This is a genomic window from Streptomyces camponoticapitis, assembly GCF_014646115.1.
GTDB lineage: Bacteria > Actinomycetota > Actinomycetes > Streptomycetales > Streptomycetaceae > Streptomyces > Streptomyces camponoticapitis.
In genome coordinates this window covers 366,224-383,490 of the sequence record NZ_BMMV01000002.1, presented here as the reverse complement: position 1 = coordinate 383,490, position 17,267 = coordinate 366,224, and the positions used below count along the sequence as shown (strand labels likewise).

Genomic DNA, 17,267 nt, shown 5'->3' with positions numbered 1-17,267 from the left:
CATACCGGCCCTGGGGAATCTGGCGACGAGTCTCTACTGTGCCTACCGCTGTCAGGGGCGGGCGGATCAGTTCGATCAACTCCATGAGGCGATAGGCCACTTGACGGAGGCCCGGGACCTCGCCGCGGCGGAGGCAGCTCGCTTGGGCGGTAGCGCCCAAGGACTGCACGCCGCCGAAGCGGCCCGGGACATCGAGCACAACATCAACGTGTTCCGGTCCTACCTCCCCGGCCGCTCCGGAGCCGGCTCCGGCCCCTCAGCCGTGGCGAGCGGGGAGTCGACGCGCGAGCAGTTGGAGCGCGCGTACCGTCGCCCGGGAGCCGGGATCGAGGAACGCGCGGGCGCTCTCCTCCAGTTGGCCGCGGTGGACTACGGCGAATGGGAAGTCTCCGCACGTGAGGAGTTGCTGGCGCGAGCGATCGAACGGTGCCGGGAGGCCGGACGGCTCCTGGAGACTTCGTCCGACGGCCCACTGCGCCTGGTGGCCCGGTCCAACCTGGCGAACGCGCTGATGAGTTGGGTCACCCGAGTCGGCACGTCCGTCGACCAGCACCTGACGGAAGCCCACGGCATCATCGAGGAGCTGGACGCCTCGGGCCAAGGCCCGGCCGTTCCCGGCTATGCCGCCGTGCGCTCGCTCGTGCTGTCGCAGATCGCCTTCGTACGTCATCAACGCACCAGCGACACGGGCCCGTTGGCCGAGGCGGAGGAGTCGCTCAGGCGGCAGTCCGCCGACCAGGGTCCCCTGCACGGAATCATCGGCGACCGGACGAGAAGCGTGGAGGCCGTGCTCGCGGAGATCCGCCTGCGCCGCGACGGCCGTCTGCAGGCCGGTGACGAGGCCGTCGACATCCTCCGTAACGACGGGGAGGCGTCAACCGATCCGGCCTATCTGCTGAATCAGAGCTTCGCCCTCTTCCGCCGCCATCAGGTGCGCGGGGGTGCCGGCGAGCCCGCTTCACAGGATCTGTACGACGCGTTGGCCCTGGCCTCCCGGGCGACCGATCTCTCGGGCGGCGGGCCCCTGCGCGCGAATGCACTGCGCATGTCCGCCCACTGCCTGCTGGATCTCGCCCGCATCCGGCCGCAGTCCGCCGAGCCGCTGTTCGAGGAGGCGCTCGACAGGATCACGGAAGCACTGGGCGGCGGCACCTTCAACGAACGTGAAGCACTGCTCGCGGGCGTGACTCAGGCGGAGTGCCGGTTCGGCCTCGCGGCCGTCCGCCGCGACCTGCCCGGCCTTGAGGCCGCTGCCGTACAACTCGCCGCGTTGGATGGTCAGTTACCGGCCGGCAGTGCCAACCGGTCGGTGCTCCTCGCGCAGGTTTTCCGAGTACGGCTGGCCAAGGCGCAGATCAGCGGCGCCCCGGACGACGAGGCACGGGCCACCGAAGCCGCGAAGCACGCGTGCGACGCCGCGGCCGAGTTCAGCCCCGCCGTCGAGCACAGTACGGCGCGGGCCTGGGGCGACTGGGCGTGGAGCCGTGGTGCGTTGCTGGAGGCGGCCGAGGCGTACCGCCACGGACTGAGCGCACTGCACCACCTCAGCCGTGTCCAGGTCACGCGCGGCGACAAGAAGTCGGTCCTGTCCCGCGCCGACGGGATGGGAGCTCGCGCGGCCTACGCCTTCGCCGAGTCCGGAATGCTCGGCCGTTCCGTCGTCGCCGTCGAGTCGGGCCGGGCGCTGATGCTCACCGAGGCCCTGGAACGAAGGGCCGCCGACCTGGACCGGCTCAGGCAGGCAGGGCGTTCCGATCTCGCCGACGCGTTCCGGGCCGCGGCCGCCGAGGTGGCGAGCACCGACGCGGAGCTTCTGGCCGACTGGTCGACCGACTCGGGCGCCGGGGTGGGGGCCGGGGTGGAGGCCGACGCGGGAACGCCTACGGGCACCGGGAGGGACGCGACGCGGGCCGCGCGGGTACGCGACCGGTTCGACGCGGTGGTCGCGCGGATCCGCGATTCGGTGGGGCTCGAAAGCTTCCTGCCGCCTCCCTCGTACGGCGAACTGGCCCGGACCGTAAGGGAGTCGGGCACGCACGTGGTCTACCTCCTGGCGACCGACCGCGGCGGTGTCGCGCTCTCGCTGCCCGCGACCGGCAACGCGCGACCGCTCCGGATACCCCTGCCCTCACTCACGACCTCGGTCCAGGACGGGCTGGTCGCGGATTGGCGGGACGCTCTGGACACGCCGGACGAAGAGGAGCGCGAGGCGAAGTGCGACGCCGTCGCCGACCGGCTGTGGACCGACGTGATGGCTCCCGTCCTGCGCCGGCTACGCGGTGTGGCAAAGGTATCGCTGACCGCGGTGGGCGGGCTCGGCCTGCTCCCGCTACACGCGGCCCGCCGCCCTGACCCCACCGCTCCGACCGGCCACCGGTATGTGATCGACGACCTGGCCGTCAGCTACCAGCCCAACGTAAGGGCCCTCGGCGCCGCCCGCGCCATCCGCTCCCGCACCGGCCGAAACCACACCCTGCTGACGGTGCAGGAGCCGGAACCGGTGCCGACGCACGACCCGATGCCCTCCGCGAAGTGGGAAATATCCCTGGCGCGACAGCACTTCCCGAGCGGGACGGGAACCTCCCTGAGCGGCTCGGAAGCCACCCGCGAGGCCGTACTCGCGGCGCTGCCGCACGCTTCGGTCCAGCACTTCGTCTGTCACGGCACGGTGGTGGACGGCTCGCCGCTGGACGGAGGGCTCGTCATGGCACGGGGGCGGCTGCTGACGGTGCGGGACGTGCTGAGACTCGCCTCGCGGGACGCGCGCCTGGCGCTCCTGCCGACCTGCCGCACCGGGGCGCTGGACGAGGCGGTACTCGACGAGGCCGCGGGGATGCCTTCCGCGTTCCTGCAAGGCGGTTACGCCGGGGTGATGGCGACCGGATGGGACGCGGACGGCTGGGTCTGTTCGCTCATCACCGACAGGTTCTACACCCACTGGCTGGGCGACGGGCTGGAGCCGGAGCAGGCGCTGAGACAGGCTCAGATCTGGGTACGGGACTCCACCAACGCGGAGAAGTACGCCGCGTATCCCCAACTCCCGGCCCTGGCACCGGAGTCAGGGGAGGAGGCCGGCCCCTGGGCGTCGGCGCGGCAGGACGCCAGCACGTTCTGCTGGGCCGTTCTCTCCTTCCACGGGTGCTGACAACTCACTGTCACGGTGGTGGCGTTGAGGAGGGGGACGCGGACGAGGCCGAGGGCGCCGACGTGGGAGACACCACATAGGTGACGGTGATCGCGGTGATCCGGCGGGCGCTCAGGATCACCGCGCCGGTGTCCGGCAGTTCGGCCGCCTCGACGGCACCTGGTGGACGGTACTGGAGGGGCCCGCCGAGGACGAGTTCGCGCTCCGCGTCGTCCGACACCCGGTTCGAGTACGAGCGCAGCCACCCGGACCAGTAGGCGCCGTCCTCCAGCAGACAGCCGACCTGAACGCGCGCCTCCGGCCACTCGTTGAACGCCTGCCACCAGGCGGAGACCCTGGATGGGTGCTCTTGCTCGGGCACGTGGCGTCCGACGACCGGCAGCCGCGCGGCCAGCCGGGCGGCGCGTTCCGTTCCGCACCAGGCCGCGCCGCAGACGGCGACCAGGAGCAGGACCAGTGACCACCACAACAGGGAGACGTAGTGGGAGCGGGCGTACGGGCCCGGCTCGCGGACCAGGGCCCCCACATCCGGGGTCGAACCCGGCGCGCACACCCGGCACAGGCCGAACAGCAGCAGCGCCAGAGCGTCGGCGACGACGCTGATGGTGATCAGGCGGAGCGTCTCCCAGAGCGGGGAGACGTCCCGCTCGGGCCACCGGAGCTGCCGGACCTTGATATGGGCCGCTCCCGGTAGGAGCACGACGATGAGCAGGACGAGACCGAGGATCGTGGACGGCAGCATGGACCGCTTTCTGTGCCGAGCGGGACCGAGGCGCGATGCGCTTCAATGACATCAACGCACCTACCCACGCCACGAGGAGTTCGAGTGCAGGACACTCCCGAACCGGCGGAGGAGACCCCGCCGAACACCGAGAAGCCCGGCCAGGTACGTCGCAGGAAGCGGGACTACCACGGCACGAAGAAGGCCCCCAACAGCCAGCGCCCGCTCACGACGGACCAGCAGTCGAAGCCCCCGCCCCCGGCCCAGCCGGCGCCCCCTCCCTCCTGAGAGCCGCCGACCCCGCCGTGCTGAACTCGAAGAACGCCTCCAGGAGGGCGAGGAGCCCGGCGACGGCCTGGCGGTGCTCGTCTTGCGACCACGGCTCGGCCGGCCGGCCCTCGGGGAACACGATCTGGACGACCTGGGCGGGCCAGACGAGGTTCTGACCGACCCGGTGGGTGTCCGCGAGCCACTGTCGCAATCCGCTGAGCAGCGCACCGCCGGAGGCATGGTCGTAACCGTTGAGGTAGGCCGTTACTCCCTCGTACGTGACGCGACCGACGTACATGCCCAGCCGCTTCCGGAAGTTCTCCCAGAATCGCTGGTGTGACTCGACGGGCCAGCTCCAGGCATCCGGCACCCGGGAAAGGTCGGCGCCCAGGCCCCAGGTGGAGTAGATCACCGCGTCGGTGCCCACGCCGAGGGCGGTGAGGAGAACAGTCGTGCGCTCAGCGGGATTGACAGGGCCGGACCTCCTGACCCAGACGTACGTTCCCGAGCTGTCACGCTCGTGGTGGGTGACGACGAAGTCCGTGCCGTCGAGGACGAAGAACGCGGCGCGCACAGCGCCGTGTTCGTCCCATGATTCCTCGATCGTCAGTCTCAGCCGCCGAGCCACCGAGTCCAGGTCCACGGCGAGGAGCGCCAGCGCGATCAGCGGCTCGGTGGCGGCCTGGAACACCGAGCACTGCCGTGCCGGATTGCCCGCACCCACAGGAGTCGAGGACACGGCGGGCGCCCAATTCGCCTCAGGATCCGGAAGGTTGATCATCTCAGTCACACCGCACAGTCAATCAGCCCGCCGGTCGGACCACCGCGCCCGCCGGCCCACGGCGGGACGGGAAAGGTTACGCGCCGTACTGGTCCGCCTGCCCCGATAGGCACGCGCCTCTTGTTGGGGAGGCCGCCCCGCCGGCGGTGGACGGGACGTGGGCGGCGACCGCCGGGGCGGGGTTCGGGGCCTCGGGGGCGACGTGGGGCGGCAGTTGTGCTCCGGATCCGTCGTACCTGTCCGCTCCGCGATTGAACTCGAGGTCGCTCTCATCCGTATGGACGGGCACCGAGGAGAATCGAGGAGCTGTCCCTTGGCGATCATGCACAACGGCCGAGCCGCCAGACGGCAGACCATGCGCGCGATCCGCCCGCAACGGCAAGGCGCGCGCCCGTTGTTGGCGATGTGGTGGGCGGGCGCGATCGGTGTCATGGCCCTGTGGTGGCAGAACACGCCGGTCGTCCACATCGACCTGGCCGAGTGGCTGCTCGGATCGGGCCGCCTCACCGGACTGCTGGGCGGCTACACGATCGCGGTCGTCGTCCTGCTGATGGCCCGGGTCCCGGCGCTGGAGCGGCGGGTGGGTTCGGACCGGGTGGCGCGCTGGCACGCGATGAGCGGTCGTTTCGCCGTCAGTCTGGTGCTCGCCCATCTTCTGCTGACGATCGGAGGCTATTCCGTCCAGGCCAACACCGGTCTGGTGGAGCAGACTCTCGTCATCGTCCTCGACTTCCCCCGGATGATCGAGGCGACCGTCGGCACCGCGCTGCTGCTGGTGATCGGCTTCATCTCCGCGCGGGCGGTGCGCCGGAGGATGCGCTACGAGATCTGGTACTACCTGCATCTGCTCACCTACGTCGCGGTGTATCTGTCCTTCTGGCATCAACTGGCCGCCGGCGCCGAGTTCGTCGCGAACCCGACCGCGCGCACCCTCTGGTACGTCCTGTACGGCGTGGCCGGTCTCCTGCTGATCTGGTATCGCGTGCTGGCGCCGATCCGGCTCAACCGGCGCCATCGCATGCGGGTCGAGAGGACGGTGTACGAGTCGCCGGGCGTGGTCTCCGTCCTGATCACCGGGCGCCGGCTGCACCGGCTCGGCGCGCAGCCCGGCCAGTTCTTCCGCTGGCGGTTCCTCACGGACGGGCTGCGCTGGAGCTCCAATCCGTACTCCCTGTCTGCGGCGCCGCGACCCGATCTGCTGAGGATCACCGTCAAGGCGAACGGTGAGCACAGCGAGGCCGTGTCGCGGCTCCGGCCCGGCACCCGGGTCTGGGCGGAGGGTCCCTACGGAGCGATGACGGCTGCCCGGCGCAGCCAGGAGAAGGTGCTGATGATCGCGGGCGGTGCCGGTATCACCCCGATGCGGGCGCTGTTCGAAACGCTCCCCGGCGAGCCGGGCGACCTGACCCTGCTCTACCGGGCCAGCAAGACGGAGGACCTGGCGCTCTGGGGGGAGCTTCGGCAGATCGCGGCGGCGCGGGGCGCGCGGTTGCTGTACGCGGTCAACGGACCGGACGGGGTCCGGCCGGAGATCACTCCGAAACGGTTGCGTGAGCTGCTGCCGGACATCGACGACCACGACGTCTATGTCTGCGGGCCGGCCGGGCTGGCCCGCCAGTCGTACGAGGCACTGCGCGAGGCGGGTGTGCCCGACCGCCGTATCCACCATGAATCCTTCGAGATGTGAGAGACAGCCGATGAAGAGGAAGCATCCGCTCCGGCGGGTCATGCTCGGTGCCGCGGCGACCACGGCGGGCATCGTCCTGTTGCTTGCCCTGAAGCAGCCCGGCGGGTCGTCGGTGGCGGGAGTGGCCGCGCCGCCCGCCGGTGGGGTGGGGGCGTCCGTGCCCGTGGCCGGGGCGGGAGCCCCGGTGGACGAGGTTCCGCCGCCGGACGGTGCCCCGGTGGACGCTGCCCCACCGGGCGAGGCGCCCCCGGCCGGGGCTCCCGCGGACGAGCCCCCGCCGGCCGCCGACGCGGCCCCGGATCGGCGGACGGTGCTCGGTGACGCGGTGGACACCCAGTACGGCCCCGTACAGGTACAGCTGACCCTCAGCGGCGGAAGGATCGTCAAGGCGGAGGCACGTCAGGCACCGGACTCCGACGCTCAGAGCAAATCGGTCAGCGCCAACGCCGTACCGAAACTCAACCAGGCGGCGATCACGGCGCAGAGCGCGGGGATCGACGCCGTCTCCGGTGCCAGCTACACCAGCAAGGGCTATCAGGACTCGCTCCAGAGCGCCCTCGACAAGGCCGGCGTCTGAGTGGGGGCGGGCATCGAACGGCTGCGCCACGTCGAGGAGTCGATGGGCACGGTCTTCTCGTTCGACATCCGTGGCTCGCGGGACGGGGCCGAGGTCCGGGCCGCGCTCCGGGCGGCGGTGCTCGCTCTGCACCGCACCGACGAGATCTTCTCGACATACCGCCCGGACAGCCAGATCATGCGGCTCGGGCGGGGCGAGCTGGACCGTTCCGACTGTGCGCCCGAGGTCGTCGAGGTCCTGGAGCTGTGCGCGGCGGCGGAACGGGAGAGCGAGGGTTGGTTCACCACGGGTTACGCGGGAGGTCTGGACCCGACAGGGCTGGTGAAGGGCTGGGCGGTGGAACGCGCGGCCCGTACGATCGCCGCCTCCGGTGCCGGCGGGGTCTGTCTCAACGGCGGCGGTGACGTCCAACTGCTGGGCGGGCCCTGGAGGGTGGGGATCGCCGACCCGTTGCGTCCGGGGGCGCTGGCGCTGGTGGTCGGGGCCCACGGTGATCTGGGGGTGGCCACCTCGGGTCCGGCCGAACGAGGGTGCCATGTGATCGACCCCCGCACGGGTGAGGCCCCGGTCGGCGGCCTCGCCTCGATCACGGTGGTCTGCCCGGCGGGGCTGACCACCGCCGACACCCGGGCAACGGCCGCGTACGCCATGGGTGACCGGGCCCGGGACTGGCTGGAGGCCCTGCCGGACACCGAGGGCTTCGCGGTCACGGCGGACGGCTCCACCTGGACGACGAGCGGATTCCACCGGCACACCGCCGGGGTGAACGCCTAGCCGGTACGCCGTGGAGTGTGCCGGGGCTCCTGCCTCCATCGGGTGTGGCGCCGTGCCGCGTCTGCCGCGGTGCACGTGTGCACCGGTGAGAGGCCTCCTCGTTCGGGCGAGGGCATTCATGTGCGCCCCTTGGGGCGCCCCACTCCCCCGCATGCGGGGGTGCCGCCGGATTCGGCGGCGCGGTTGCGGGAACAGATGAGTGCCCCGTTCTACCCACAGGAGACCCGCGATGAGCGACACGCAGAAGCCCAAGGACCCGGTCAGCAAGCACCCGCAGCCGGACTTCCCCGAGCAGGAACAGGCACATCCGGGGTGGAGCGGCCCGATGGACCCGCCGCCGGACCACGGCGAGGAGTCGTACGAGGGTCACGGCCAGCTCATGGACCGCAAGGCCCTGGTCACGGGCGGGGACTCCGGCATCGGTCGGGCCGTGGCGCTGGCCTTCGCGCGCGAGGGCGCCGATGTGCTGTTCAGCTATCTGGAGGCGGAGGAGGAAGACGCCCGGGAGACGGTACGGCTGGTGGAGGAGGCCGGGCGCAGGGCGGTCGCCTTCGCGTGCGACCTCCGCGAGGAAGCGCAGTGCCGGGAAATCGTCGACCGGGCCGTCGCGGAGTTCGGGCGCATCGACATCCTGGTCAACAACGCCGCCTTCCAGATGTCGCAGCCGGACGGTATCCAGTCCATCTCCACCGAGCAGTTCGACCGGGTCGTACGCACCAACCTGTACGCCATGTTCTGGCTCTGCAAGATGACCCTGCCAGTCATGGCGAAGGGCGGAAGCATCATCAACTCGGCCTCCGTGCAGGCGTACAAGCCCAGTCCCCACCTGCTCGACTACGCCATGACCAAGGGCGCGATCGTCAACTTCACGCAGGGGCTCGCCCAGATGGTGGCGCAGGACGGCATCCGCGTGAACGCGGTGGCGCCCGGTCCGGTCTGGACGCCGCTGATCCCCGCGACGATGCCCGACACCGTCGAGTTCGGGAAGCAGTCCCCCCTCGGACGGCCGGCCCAGCCAGCCGAGATGGCCCCCGCGTACGTCTTCCTCGCCTCGCCCCGGGCCAGCTACATCACCGGGGAGATCGTCAACGCCACCGGCGGCACTCCCCTCCCCTAGGGTCTGTCGTTCGGATCAGGCCGGATCAGGGAGCGCCCGCCGCGGCAGCGGCTGATGTCTCGATGGTGCGTGCGATCGCAAGGCGGAGGATCGTCCTCGTTGAAGACACGACCTAGGGATCTTCGTGGGCCCGGAACGCCGGGCGGGGTGGTCCGCCGGTCCCGGGGTTGCCCGCCATCACGCGGTACATGCCGATCGAACCGTGCGTGGCCGTGTCGGCGAAGCCGAATTTCTCGTAGAGGAAGCGTGCGGGGCCGTCCGCGATCAGCGAGACGTAGGCGGTGGCGGGCGCCCGGCGCTCCAGTTCCTCGGTGAGAGCGGCCATGATGTGCTTGCCGAGGCCACGCCCCTGGTGTGCGGGGTGTACGCAGATGTCGACGATCTGGAACGCGGTGCCGCCGTCACCGATGATGCGGCCCATACCGATGGGCTCACCGTCGTGATGGAGGATCACCCCGTGCCATGTGTGGGGCAGGGCGAGGGCAACCGCTTCGGGGGCTTTGTCCGAGAGACCGGCATCGACGCGAAGGCGGCGGAAGAGCTCGACGGAAGGGACGCCGACGCGCAACTCGTAAGGGGCATGAAGGCCAGTCATATCAGCGGTCGCCGCCGTCCTGCGGCGGGCCGCCGATCAGCGGTGCCGCGGCCGGTGCCGCACCGACACCCCCTGCGGCGGTACCGATCGCCGTCCGTCGGCGCTTGCCGTCGTTCATCCAGTGCCTCCGTGAGGACTCCGCGGGCGTGCGGTACGCCCGTTCCACCGAGCCGTGGGCGGTCAACCAACGTGATCTCCCGATGCGCCGGTGACCGCCACTGGCTCGCGCACCCACTGAAGCACGATCCGCCGAGCCCGCGGCACGCACTTCCCGGTGGTGCCGGGCGGTGTCAGCGTTTGACGCGGTTGCGGATCGCGAGGACCGCGAGGCCCAGAAGGACGGGTTCGGTGACGCGGGAGGCCATCTCGATGTAGGTGCCGGAGGTCGTCAGGTCCTGGCCGGAGGAGCGGAAGACCACTGAGTTGAGCGTGACGCTCAGGGCCTTCTCGAAGCGTTCGCCGGTGAACCTGGCCCCGGTGGGGTTCCGCGGGTCGGCCTTGTCGATCTCCAGGGCGATCTTGCCGCCGCCGGCCGGTACGGTGCCGGTCGCTTCCTGCTTCGGGGAGTCCTGGGGGATCCCGAAGGCCATGAGCAGCAGGACGGTGGTGATCATGGCGGTGCCCAGCCAGGCCAGGGCGCGAAGGGTGCGCAGTCCGTATCCGGACAGGGCCCAGTAGGCGGTCAGCAGTAACCGTTCTCCCCGGGGCCGGGTGGCGTCGTGGCGGCGCATCTCGCATTCGCCGTAGTAGAAGTCGGCTGCGTCCGGTTCGTTCTTGCTGTCCTCCAGGGACTTGCGCATCTGCCGGTACAGCGCCGCCACGGCCGCCGGTCTCAGTTCGGGGGCGTCCGGTGGCGGGGGTGTCCAGCCGCGGGCTGTGCTGGAGTGGCGGGCGGTCCGTACCCGCCAGTGGTGTTCCTCCGGCAGGGTGTTGCGGCGGCTCCACCACCAGGGGTAGCGGCGGTTCCAGTGGGTGGGTGTGGGGGCGAAGGTGCACCAGCCGTCCACCTTCATCAGGTCCAGGTGCACCGCGCCCGCGAACCGGCAGCCACTCAGATCGATGTCGTGCAACGCCAGATGCGCGGTGTCGACGCCGCTCACCGACGTCAGCCGGACACCGGCGTCGCGCCCGACCAGCTCCCCCTCCGGCACCGGCTCGTCCCGGCGGCGGGGGAACGCCGTGGGGTGTGCGGTGACCGTGACCGGGTACTCCAGGACCGCGTCGCTCAGATCAACTTCGGCGTAGCGCAGCCGTAGCGCGGCTCTTGAATCCCAGCGCGCACGCGTGAGGCTCACCGCGCGGGCTGCGATCTCCAGCATGACCGGCGCGCCGAACACCACACCGTCCATGACGACCCTGCCGCCGCACACCAGCGGCCCCACACGCGATGCCTCCGCGAACCGCGTTCCGTTGAACGAGGCGTCGCGGGTGAACGTCACCCCGCGGAACCCGCATCCGGCGGCGAAGGTCACCCCGCGGAACCTGGCGTCGCCGGCGAAAATCGCTTCCCCGAACCAGGCGTTGCCGGTGAAGGTGGCATCGTCGAACGAGGCATCGCCGGTGAAAGCAGCCTTCCCGAAGCCGGCGTCGCCGGTGAAGGTCACCCCGTCGAAGGAGACGTGACCGCTGAAAGTGGCTCCGTCGAACCGGGCGCTCCCGAGTGTGGGGCGCCCAGGGGCGGGATCACTCAGCGCGTCGAGCAGGCGGTGCAGCAGGTCCTGGTCGAAAGGGGTGCCGCGGTGGTCGATCGGCGCACCGGGAGTCAGTGTGCCGAGATAGGCGGCACGATCGGTCTCCTCCATGTGGACCAGACAGGCCAAAGTGCCCGCGACATGAATGCCACGACAGCCCACCGGATCGTCCGTGGGGTCGGCGCCATGACCGCAGTACGACCAGTCCGGCGGCGGAGCGGAAACGGGGTTCGGGTACGTCATGCCTGAAGGACGTTCCCTCACGGCGGGTCAGTTGCCGTCCTGTCCCGCTGGTGCGCCTCGCAGCGCGTACAGGTGAGAAAGGTCGGCGGACAAGCTCTCTCGCCACGCACGCGCTGAGCCATCCGGGAGGGTTGTGATTCGTGCGGCGTCTGCGGGAAGGAAGGTCCACAACGTAAGGAGGTGGACGTGCCGCGTGATCGGATCGGACTTACCGAGGTACTGGCAGCGGCGGAGGGTACCCCGCCGGTGCGCTCCATCGATGTGGTGGCGCGCAGTCTGAGTGACGGGATCGGCGCGCGACACGTGTCGTTCCTCCTCGTCGATGTCGTCGGCCGACGGGTCGTGCGCGTCAATGAGGCGGCGGTCACGCAACGGGGGCGCGAAGCCGAACAGATTCTCCTCGCAGGCAGTGTCTACGAAGAGGTCCTGCGCACCCAGAAGCTGGTGCAGATCTCGGCGGACGGCGAGGGGCAGCGGGTGCTCGCTCCTGTCATGAACCGCGGCGACACCATCGGGCTCCTGGAGATGTTCCTGTCCCGGGTGACACCGGAAGCGCTGGAGCGGATCGAGGAGACCGCGCACGCGCTGGCGTACATCATTGTCACCAACCGCCGCTTCACCGATCTGTACCACTGGGGCGAGCGCACGACCGCGGTAAGCCTGGCCGCGGAGATCCAGCGCCAGCTCCTGCCCTCGGCCTCCTCCTGCGAGGCTCCCGAGTTCGCCCTCGCCGGTGCCCTGGTGCCGGCCGACACCGTGGCGGGTGACACCTATGACTACACCGTCGACCACGACACCCTGCACCTGTCCGTCACCGACGCCATAGGGCACGACGTCGATGCCGCGCTGATGGCGACCCTCCTGGTCAACGCCTCACGCAGCGCCCGCCGGGACGGGACGGACCTCGCCGAACAGGCACGCCGGATCGACCGGGCCATGCTCGACCACGGCCACCGGACGTTCGCCACAGGCCAGCTCCTGCGCATCGCCCTGGACGGGTCCAGTGCCCAGCTCGTCAACGCGGGCCATCTCTGGCCCCTGCGGCTGCGCGACGGCAGGGTCGGCGAAGTGCAGCTGTCCGTGAACCTGCCCTTCGGAGTCGCCGGGGAGGACCGGTACCAGGTGCAGGATATCGACCTTCGCCCCGGTGATCGCCTCGTGCTCTACACCGACGGCATGCAGGAACGCCGGGCGAGCAGTGTCGACCTGCCCGGACTCATCCGTAACACCGCCGCCGAGCACCCGCGCGAGGTGGTGCGCACTATGGCCTCGGTGGTCTCCGATGTCTACAACGGTCACCTTCAGGACGACGCCACCGTGGTCTGTCTGGACTGGCACGGTCCTCCGGTGCGGAGAGTGCCGCTGAATGCCGGAGCCGGCACCTGAGTCAGGCCAGTCTCGTTCGCACCGACCGCTGAACAAGCTCCGGGAACGCGCCCCCCGTGTGACGGCCGGTCGGCGAGGATGGGGACATGCCGCCGGGGGGCGGCATGCCTGGGGGGCTTCGATGGACGACAGTGTGGCGGTACGCGGAACGAGAGTACACACGGGCGAGGTCCGCTCGCTCGTGTGGAACGGGGACGATCTGCTGGACCCGGTGGGCGGTTGGCGCCGCTGGTCGCCCGACGGGACCGAGCACCGCCGTGCGCGGCGACCGTACGGCAGGTCGTACGACCGCGCCGTCACGTCGCCGTCCGGCCGCTGGACCGTGGTGTACGCGGAGCGCGGGACCAAGGGCCTGCTGCTCGACGGGCGGCGACCGGTCCGGGAACTGCGCAGGGACGACTACCGCGCCTCGCAGTTCGACTACCCGGTGGGCCTCGGGATGCTGGCGGACGGCCGGGAGGTGCTGGTGCACTGCCCGGAGAGGTTCAGCCGGCTCCGGATCGAGGACGTCGCCACGGGCGAGTGCCTGGCCACGGGCTCGGGAGAGCCGATGTCGAGCCTGTTCCACTCACGGCCCGCCGTCAGTCCGGGCGGGCGGTGGATGTTGTCCGCCGGCTGGGTGTGGACCCCGGCGGGCGTCTGCCCGGTCTACGACCTGAACCGCGCGCTGGCGGACAGCTCCGTACTGGACGGACGCGGCCTCGTGCCCCACTGGCCGCTGACCGATGCCGAGGTGGACTCCGCCTGCTGGCTCGACGGAGACCGAGTGGCCCTGGTGACCGGCGATTTCGGCGGCGAACCGGACGAGGACGACGAGGAGGACGACGACATCGACCTGGGCCGGCACCAGCTCGGGGTGCGGTCCCTCTCCTCGGCCACCTGGCTCTACCGCCACGACCTCCCCGGACCGGTCGGCACGATCCTCGGGTGCGGCGACGCGGTCCTGGCGTTGTACGGGCACCCACGTCTCTTCGACATCCGTACGGGCGGACTCGTGGCGGAGTGGCCGGAGCTGGCCATGTCCCGGCGGCAGGGCGCGTACGGCGGGGATCCGGGGGACTCCCCCGTCACGGCCGTCCACCCGGACGGCACCCGGGTGGCGCTGGCCGTGGAGGACGGCATCGCCGTCATCCGCGTTCGGTAGGGCGGCATGGACGGCCGCGCTCGTGGACGGGTAGGCGTCCTGGCATGACCACAGAAGGCAACTCCGTGCTGGTCGACATACGGAAGTACGACGGCAGGTCGAGCGCGCTGTGGACCGCCACCCGGCTCGGTGAGGACGCGCACGGCGTGTGGCTGGGTACGGCGCGGGGCGTTCCCGTCGGTTCGGCCGGGGGCGGCTGGACGACCCGGTTCGCGTACGTGATGGTGGTCCCGCGCGACGAGTGGTGGACAGCCACGTTCTGCGCGGCCCCGGGGCCCGAGATGTACTGCGACGTGTCCACCGTGCCCGAGTGGAACGCGGACGGGTCCGTCCTTCGAACCATCGACCTCGATCTCGATGTCGTACGGCCTCGTGGTGGCGACGCGTACGTCCAGGACGAAGACGAGTTCGACGAACATCGAGTGGTTTTCGGCTACCCCGACGACCTTGTCGACAACGCCCGGCGAACCTGCGCGTGGTTGATGCAGGCGGGCCGTCGCGGTGGAGAGGGCGCCGAGCCTTTTGCCTCGGTGTACCACCACTGGCTCCGCCTTCTCGGAGATCCGGTGTGATCCCGGACCAGCTGTCGCAGCCGCACCTCGGCTCAGGGCCGGGGGGCCGGCGGTGTCCAGGCGGCTTCGGCCGCGCGGGCCGTGGGGTGGGCGGCGAAGACCTGGTCGAGCCCCACCATGCTGAAGATTCTGCGGATGTGGTGGGGAACGGCTGCGAGGGCGATGTCCGCCTCGGCGGCGAGCGTGTGGTTGCGGGCGGCGATCAGGGCGGTGATGCCACTGGAGTCGCAGAAGGTGACACCGGCGAGGTCGATGACCAGCTGCTGGCCCCGGTGAAGGACCAGGCCGGGGAGAAGGTCGCGTACCTGGGAACAGCTGGCGTGGTCGAGTTCTCCGGTCAGTTCCAGGACGGGCCCGGCGACGGTGGTCCGGGTGCGGATCGCGAGGTGAGTCACAGATGCTCTTCACTGGGGCGGGGGACGCCGATGGCGAGGACAGCGGTGTCGTCGTCGACACCGGTGCCGAAGGAGTCGAGAAGGTCACGGATGGCGGCGACGGCGCCGGAGGGGGTGGTGGGAGCGAGACCCCGGGCGAAGTCCAGGAGGGCCTCGTCGCCGTAGCGGTCCTCCTGCCTGAGGCTGTCCGAGGCCGCGCGTGCCTCCGTGAGGCCGTCGGTGTGCAGCAGCATGGTGTCGCCCGCCCCCAGGTGGAGGGTGGTGGTGACGATGTGGGCGTCGGGCAGGACACCGATGAGCTGTCCGCCGGGGGTGGGCAGATAGCGGGCGGTTCCGTCCGCGCTCATCAGCAGCGCCGGAGGATGGCCGCCGCTGGCGAGGGTGATGTCGAAGCCGCCCCGCTCGGCGGGGGTGACCAGCCCGAAGACGACGGTGCAGAAACGCGGGTCCTCGCCGTTGTATTCGTGGTTGAGGACGGTGTTGAGGTTGCTCAGTACGGCGGCCGGGTCGGGGTCGTAGACGGCGGCGGCGCGCAGGGTGTAGCGCGCCAGGGACGTGACGGCCGCCGCCGCGGCGCCCTTGCCGCACACGTCGCCGAGGAACAGCCCCCAGGTGCCGCCGGTCAGGGGGAAGAGGTCGTAGAAGTCGCCGCCGACCTTGTCGGTGGAGGCGATGTGGTAATGCGCTGCCACGTCCAGTCCGGGCACTTTCACCAGGGCGGGGGGCAGGAGGGTCTGCTGGAGGACGGCGTTGAGGCGCTGGAGTTCTTCACGTTCGCGTTCCGCCTGCGTTCGGGCACGCAGCAGTTCGCTCTCGTAGGCGCGGCGGTCGCGGGCGTCGAAGACGGTGGTGCGGATGAGCAGCGGCTGCCCGTCGCCGCCGGTCTTGACGGTGGAGGTGACGAGGACGGGCAGCCTGCTGCCGTCGGCCGCCTTGAGTTCCAGGGCGATGCCGCTGATCTCGCCCTGCATCCGCAGCAGCGGTGCGAAGTGGGTCTCGTGGTAGAGACGGCCGCCCACGGTGAGCAGGTCGGAGAAGGTCCTACGGCTCACCAGGTCGCCGCGCTTGTGGCCGAGCCAGTCCAGCAGAGTCGTATTGATCTTCACGATCGTGCCGTCCAGCAGCGTGGAGAGGTATCCGCACGGCGCGTGCTCGTACAGGTCCTCCGCGCTGTCCTCCAGCAGGGCGGCGAATGCCGCACCGTCCTCCGGCTGCCCCTCGCCGGGCGGGCGGTCGCCGAGCGGGGGTTCGCCGAAGGGGGGTTCGGCGCTCCCGCCGTCCTCCCTCTCGCACATCATCTCGCGGCCGTGACGAACTCGGTGATCGCGGCGGCGGTTTCCTCAGGGGCGGCGAGCTGGGGGCAGTGTCCGGTCGCGTTCAGGGTGACCAGCCGGCTTCCCGCGATCCTCGACCGTACGAATGCCCCCACCTCCGGCGGCGCGATCGCGTCGCTGGAGCACTGTGCGACGAGGGTGGGAACGGTGACCCGCGCGAGGTCCTCGCGATTGTCGGAGAGGAACGTCACCCGGGCGAAGACACGGGCGATGTCCGGATCGGTACGGCAGAAGCTGTTGGTCAGCTCCTCGCCCAGCTCCGGCCGCCCGGGATTGCCCATGATCACCGGGGCCATGGCTCCCGACCAGCCCAGATAGTTCGCCTCGAGCGATCCCAGGAGCTCGTCGATGTCCTCGGCGCTGAACCCGCCGCGATAGCCGCTGTCCGGATCGTCGATGAAACACGGCGACGGGGCGAGGAGCACCAGCCCGGCGAACAGCTCCGGCTCCCGCGCGGCGGCCAGCACCCCCATCATCGCGCTCACCGAGTGCCCCACGAAGGTCACCGGGCCGAGCGCCAGCTCACGGCAGATCTCCACTACGTCCTCGGTATAGCCCTCCAGGGTGGAATAGCGTTCCCGGCTCCACGCCGACAGCTCCGAACGGCCCGCCCCGACGTGGTCGAACAGGACCACGGTGAAGTCGCGCTCCAGAAGGGGCACCACGAGCCGCCACATGTTCTGATCGCACCCGAAACCATGCGCCAGCATCACCACCGGCCCCCCGGGCCGGCCGGTCACCGTCACATGGTTCCTGCTGCGAACTGTCATACGACCATCCTCGCAGAACGCTTTGTTCACCATGGCCGCGTGGATCACCCCAAACGCTCCGTACG

General features: G+C 70.6%; 15 protein-coding genes. 8 read left to right on the top strand and 7 right to left on the bottom strand.

From position 1 onward, the window contains the following. Positions 1–142 precede the first annotated feature (142 nt). Positions 143–3,145, top strand: coding sequence for a CHAT domain-containing protein (locus IEY79_RS04390; RefSeq protein WP_189105922.1), 3,003 nt, complete (start codon positions 143–145; stop codon positions 3,143–3,145). A 10-nt stretch (positions 3,146–3,155) separates the two neighbouring features. Here the strand turns inward: IEY79_RS04390 and IEY79_RS04385 are convergent, their stop codons facing one another. Both IEY79_RS04385 and IEY79_RS04380 read right to left on the bottom strand, forming a co-directional pair. Continuing rightward, positions 3,156–3,887 carry a DUF6338 family protein gene (locus IEY79_RS04385; protein ID WP_189105921.1) on the bottom strand — a complete coding sequence of 244 codons (732 nt, stop codon included), beginning with the start codon at positions 3,885–3,887 and terminating at the stop codon, positions 3,156–3,158. Between the two features lie 205 nt (positions 3,888–4,092). Further along, positions 4,093–4,875, bottom strand: coding sequence for a hypothetical protein (locus tag IEY79_RS04380; RefSeq protein WP_189105920.1), 783 nt, complete (start codon positions 4,873–4,875; stop codon positions 4,093–4,095). Between the two features lie 364 nt (positions 4,876–5,239). On the opposite strand from IEY79_RS04380, the gene IEY79_RS04375 reads away from it, so the two are divergent. The 4 genes from IEY79_RS04375 (at position 5,240) to IEY79_RS04360 (ending at position 9,072) form a co-directional block, all read left to right on the top strand. After that, positions 5,240–6,604, top strand: coding sequence for a ferredoxin reductase family protein (locus IEY79_RS04375; RefSeq protein ID WP_229700643.1), 1,365 nt, complete (start codon positions 5,240–5,242; stop codon positions 6,602–6,604). A 10-nt stretch (positions 6,605–6,614) separates the two neighbouring features. Then, the gene (locus IEY79_RS04370) at positions 6,615–7,181 is read left to right on the top strand and encodes an FMN-binding protein (protein ID WP_189105919.1); all 567 of its coding nucleotides are present in this window, start codon (positions 6,615–6,617) and stop codon (positions 7,179–7,181) included. Between the two features lie 42 nt (positions 7,182–7,223). Further along, the gene (locus tag IEY79_RS04365; protein WP_189106047.1) at positions 7,224–7,955 is read left to right on the top strand and encodes an FAD:protein FMN transferase; all 732 of its coding nucleotides are present in this window, start codon (positions 7,224–7,226) and stop codon (positions 7,953–7,955) included. Between the two features lie 229 nt (positions 7,956–8,184). Beyond that, positions 8,185–9,072 (top strand): SDR family oxidoreductase, encoded by an 888-nt coding sequence (locus IEY79_RS04360; RefSeq protein ID WP_189105918.1) that lies wholly within the window; start codon positions 8,185–8,187, stop codon positions 9,070–9,072. 112 nt (positions 9,073–9,184) lie between these two features. Here IEY79_RS04360 and IEY79_RS04355 read toward each other — a convergent pair whose 3' ends face one another. Further along, on the bottom strand, positions 9,185–9,667 hold the full coding sequence (locus IEY79_RS04355) for a GNAT family N-acetyltransferase (RefSeq protein ID WP_189105917.1): 483 nt from the start codon (positions 9,665–9,667) through the stop codon (positions 9,185–9,187). A gap of 290 nt (positions 9,668–9,957) precedes the next feature. After that, positions 9,958–11,601, bottom strand: coding sequence for a pentapeptide repeat-containing protein (locus tag IEY79_RS04350; RefSeq protein ID WP_189105916.1), 1,644 nt, complete (start codon positions 11,599–11,601; stop codon positions 9,958–9,960). A 186-nt stretch (positions 11,602–11,787) separates the two neighbouring features. On the opposite strand from IEY79_RS04350, the gene IEY79_RS04345 reads away from it, so the two are divergent. The 3 genes from IEY79_RS04345 (at position 11,788) to IEY79_RS04335 (ending at position 14,703) form a co-directional block, all read left to right on the top strand. Then, positions 11,788–12,987: a PP2C family protein-serine/threonine phosphatase gene (locus IEY79_RS04345; RefSeq protein WP_189105915.1), complete on the top strand. Its 1,200-nt coding sequence runs from the start codon at positions 11,788–11,790 to the stop codon at positions 12,985–12,987. A gap of 121 nt (positions 12,988–13,108) precedes the next feature. Next, positions 13,109–14,131, top strand: a complete 1,023-nt coding sequence (locus tag IEY79_RS04340; RefSeq protein WP_189105914.1) for a hypothetical protein — start codon at positions 13,109–13,111, stop codon at positions 14,129–14,131. A gap of 44 nt (positions 14,132–14,175) precedes the next feature. Next, positions 14,176–14,703: a DUF402 domain-containing protein gene (locus tag IEY79_RS04335; RefSeq protein ID WP_189105913.1), complete on the top strand. Its 528-nt coding sequence runs from the start codon at positions 14,176–14,178 to the stop codon at positions 14,701–14,703. A 32-nt stretch (positions 14,704–14,735) separates the two neighbouring features. Here IEY79_RS04335 and IEY79_RS04330 read toward each other — a convergent pair whose 3' ends face one another. Genes IEY79_RS04330 through IEY79_RS04320 form a run of 3 tightly spaced genes read right to left on the bottom strand, consistent with a single transcriptional unit; the run spans position 14,736 to position 17,202 of the window. Next, positions 14,736–15,098, bottom strand: coding sequence for an STAS domain-containing protein (locus IEY79_RS04330; protein ID WP_189105912.1), 363 nt, complete (start codon positions 15,096–15,098; stop codon positions 14,736–14,738). Beyond that, the gene (locus IEY79_RS04325) at positions 15,095–16,393 is read right to left on the bottom strand and encodes a PP2C family protein-serine/threonine phosphatase (RefSeq protein ID WP_189106046.1); all 1,299 of its coding nucleotides are present in this window, start codon (positions 16,391–16,393) and stop codon (positions 15,095–15,097) included. Before IEY79_RS04325 ends, IEY79_RS04330 begins: the two co-directional genes overlap by 4 nt. Next, positions 16,393–17,202 carry an alpha/beta fold hydrolase gene (locus IEY79_RS04320; protein WP_189105911.1) on the bottom strand — a complete coding sequence of 270 codons (810 nt, stop codon included), beginning with the start codon at positions 17,200–17,202 and terminating at the stop codon, positions 16,393–16,395. Before IEY79_RS04320 ends, IEY79_RS04325 begins: the two co-directional genes overlap by 1 nt. Positions 17,203–17,267 lie beyond the last annotated feature (65 nt).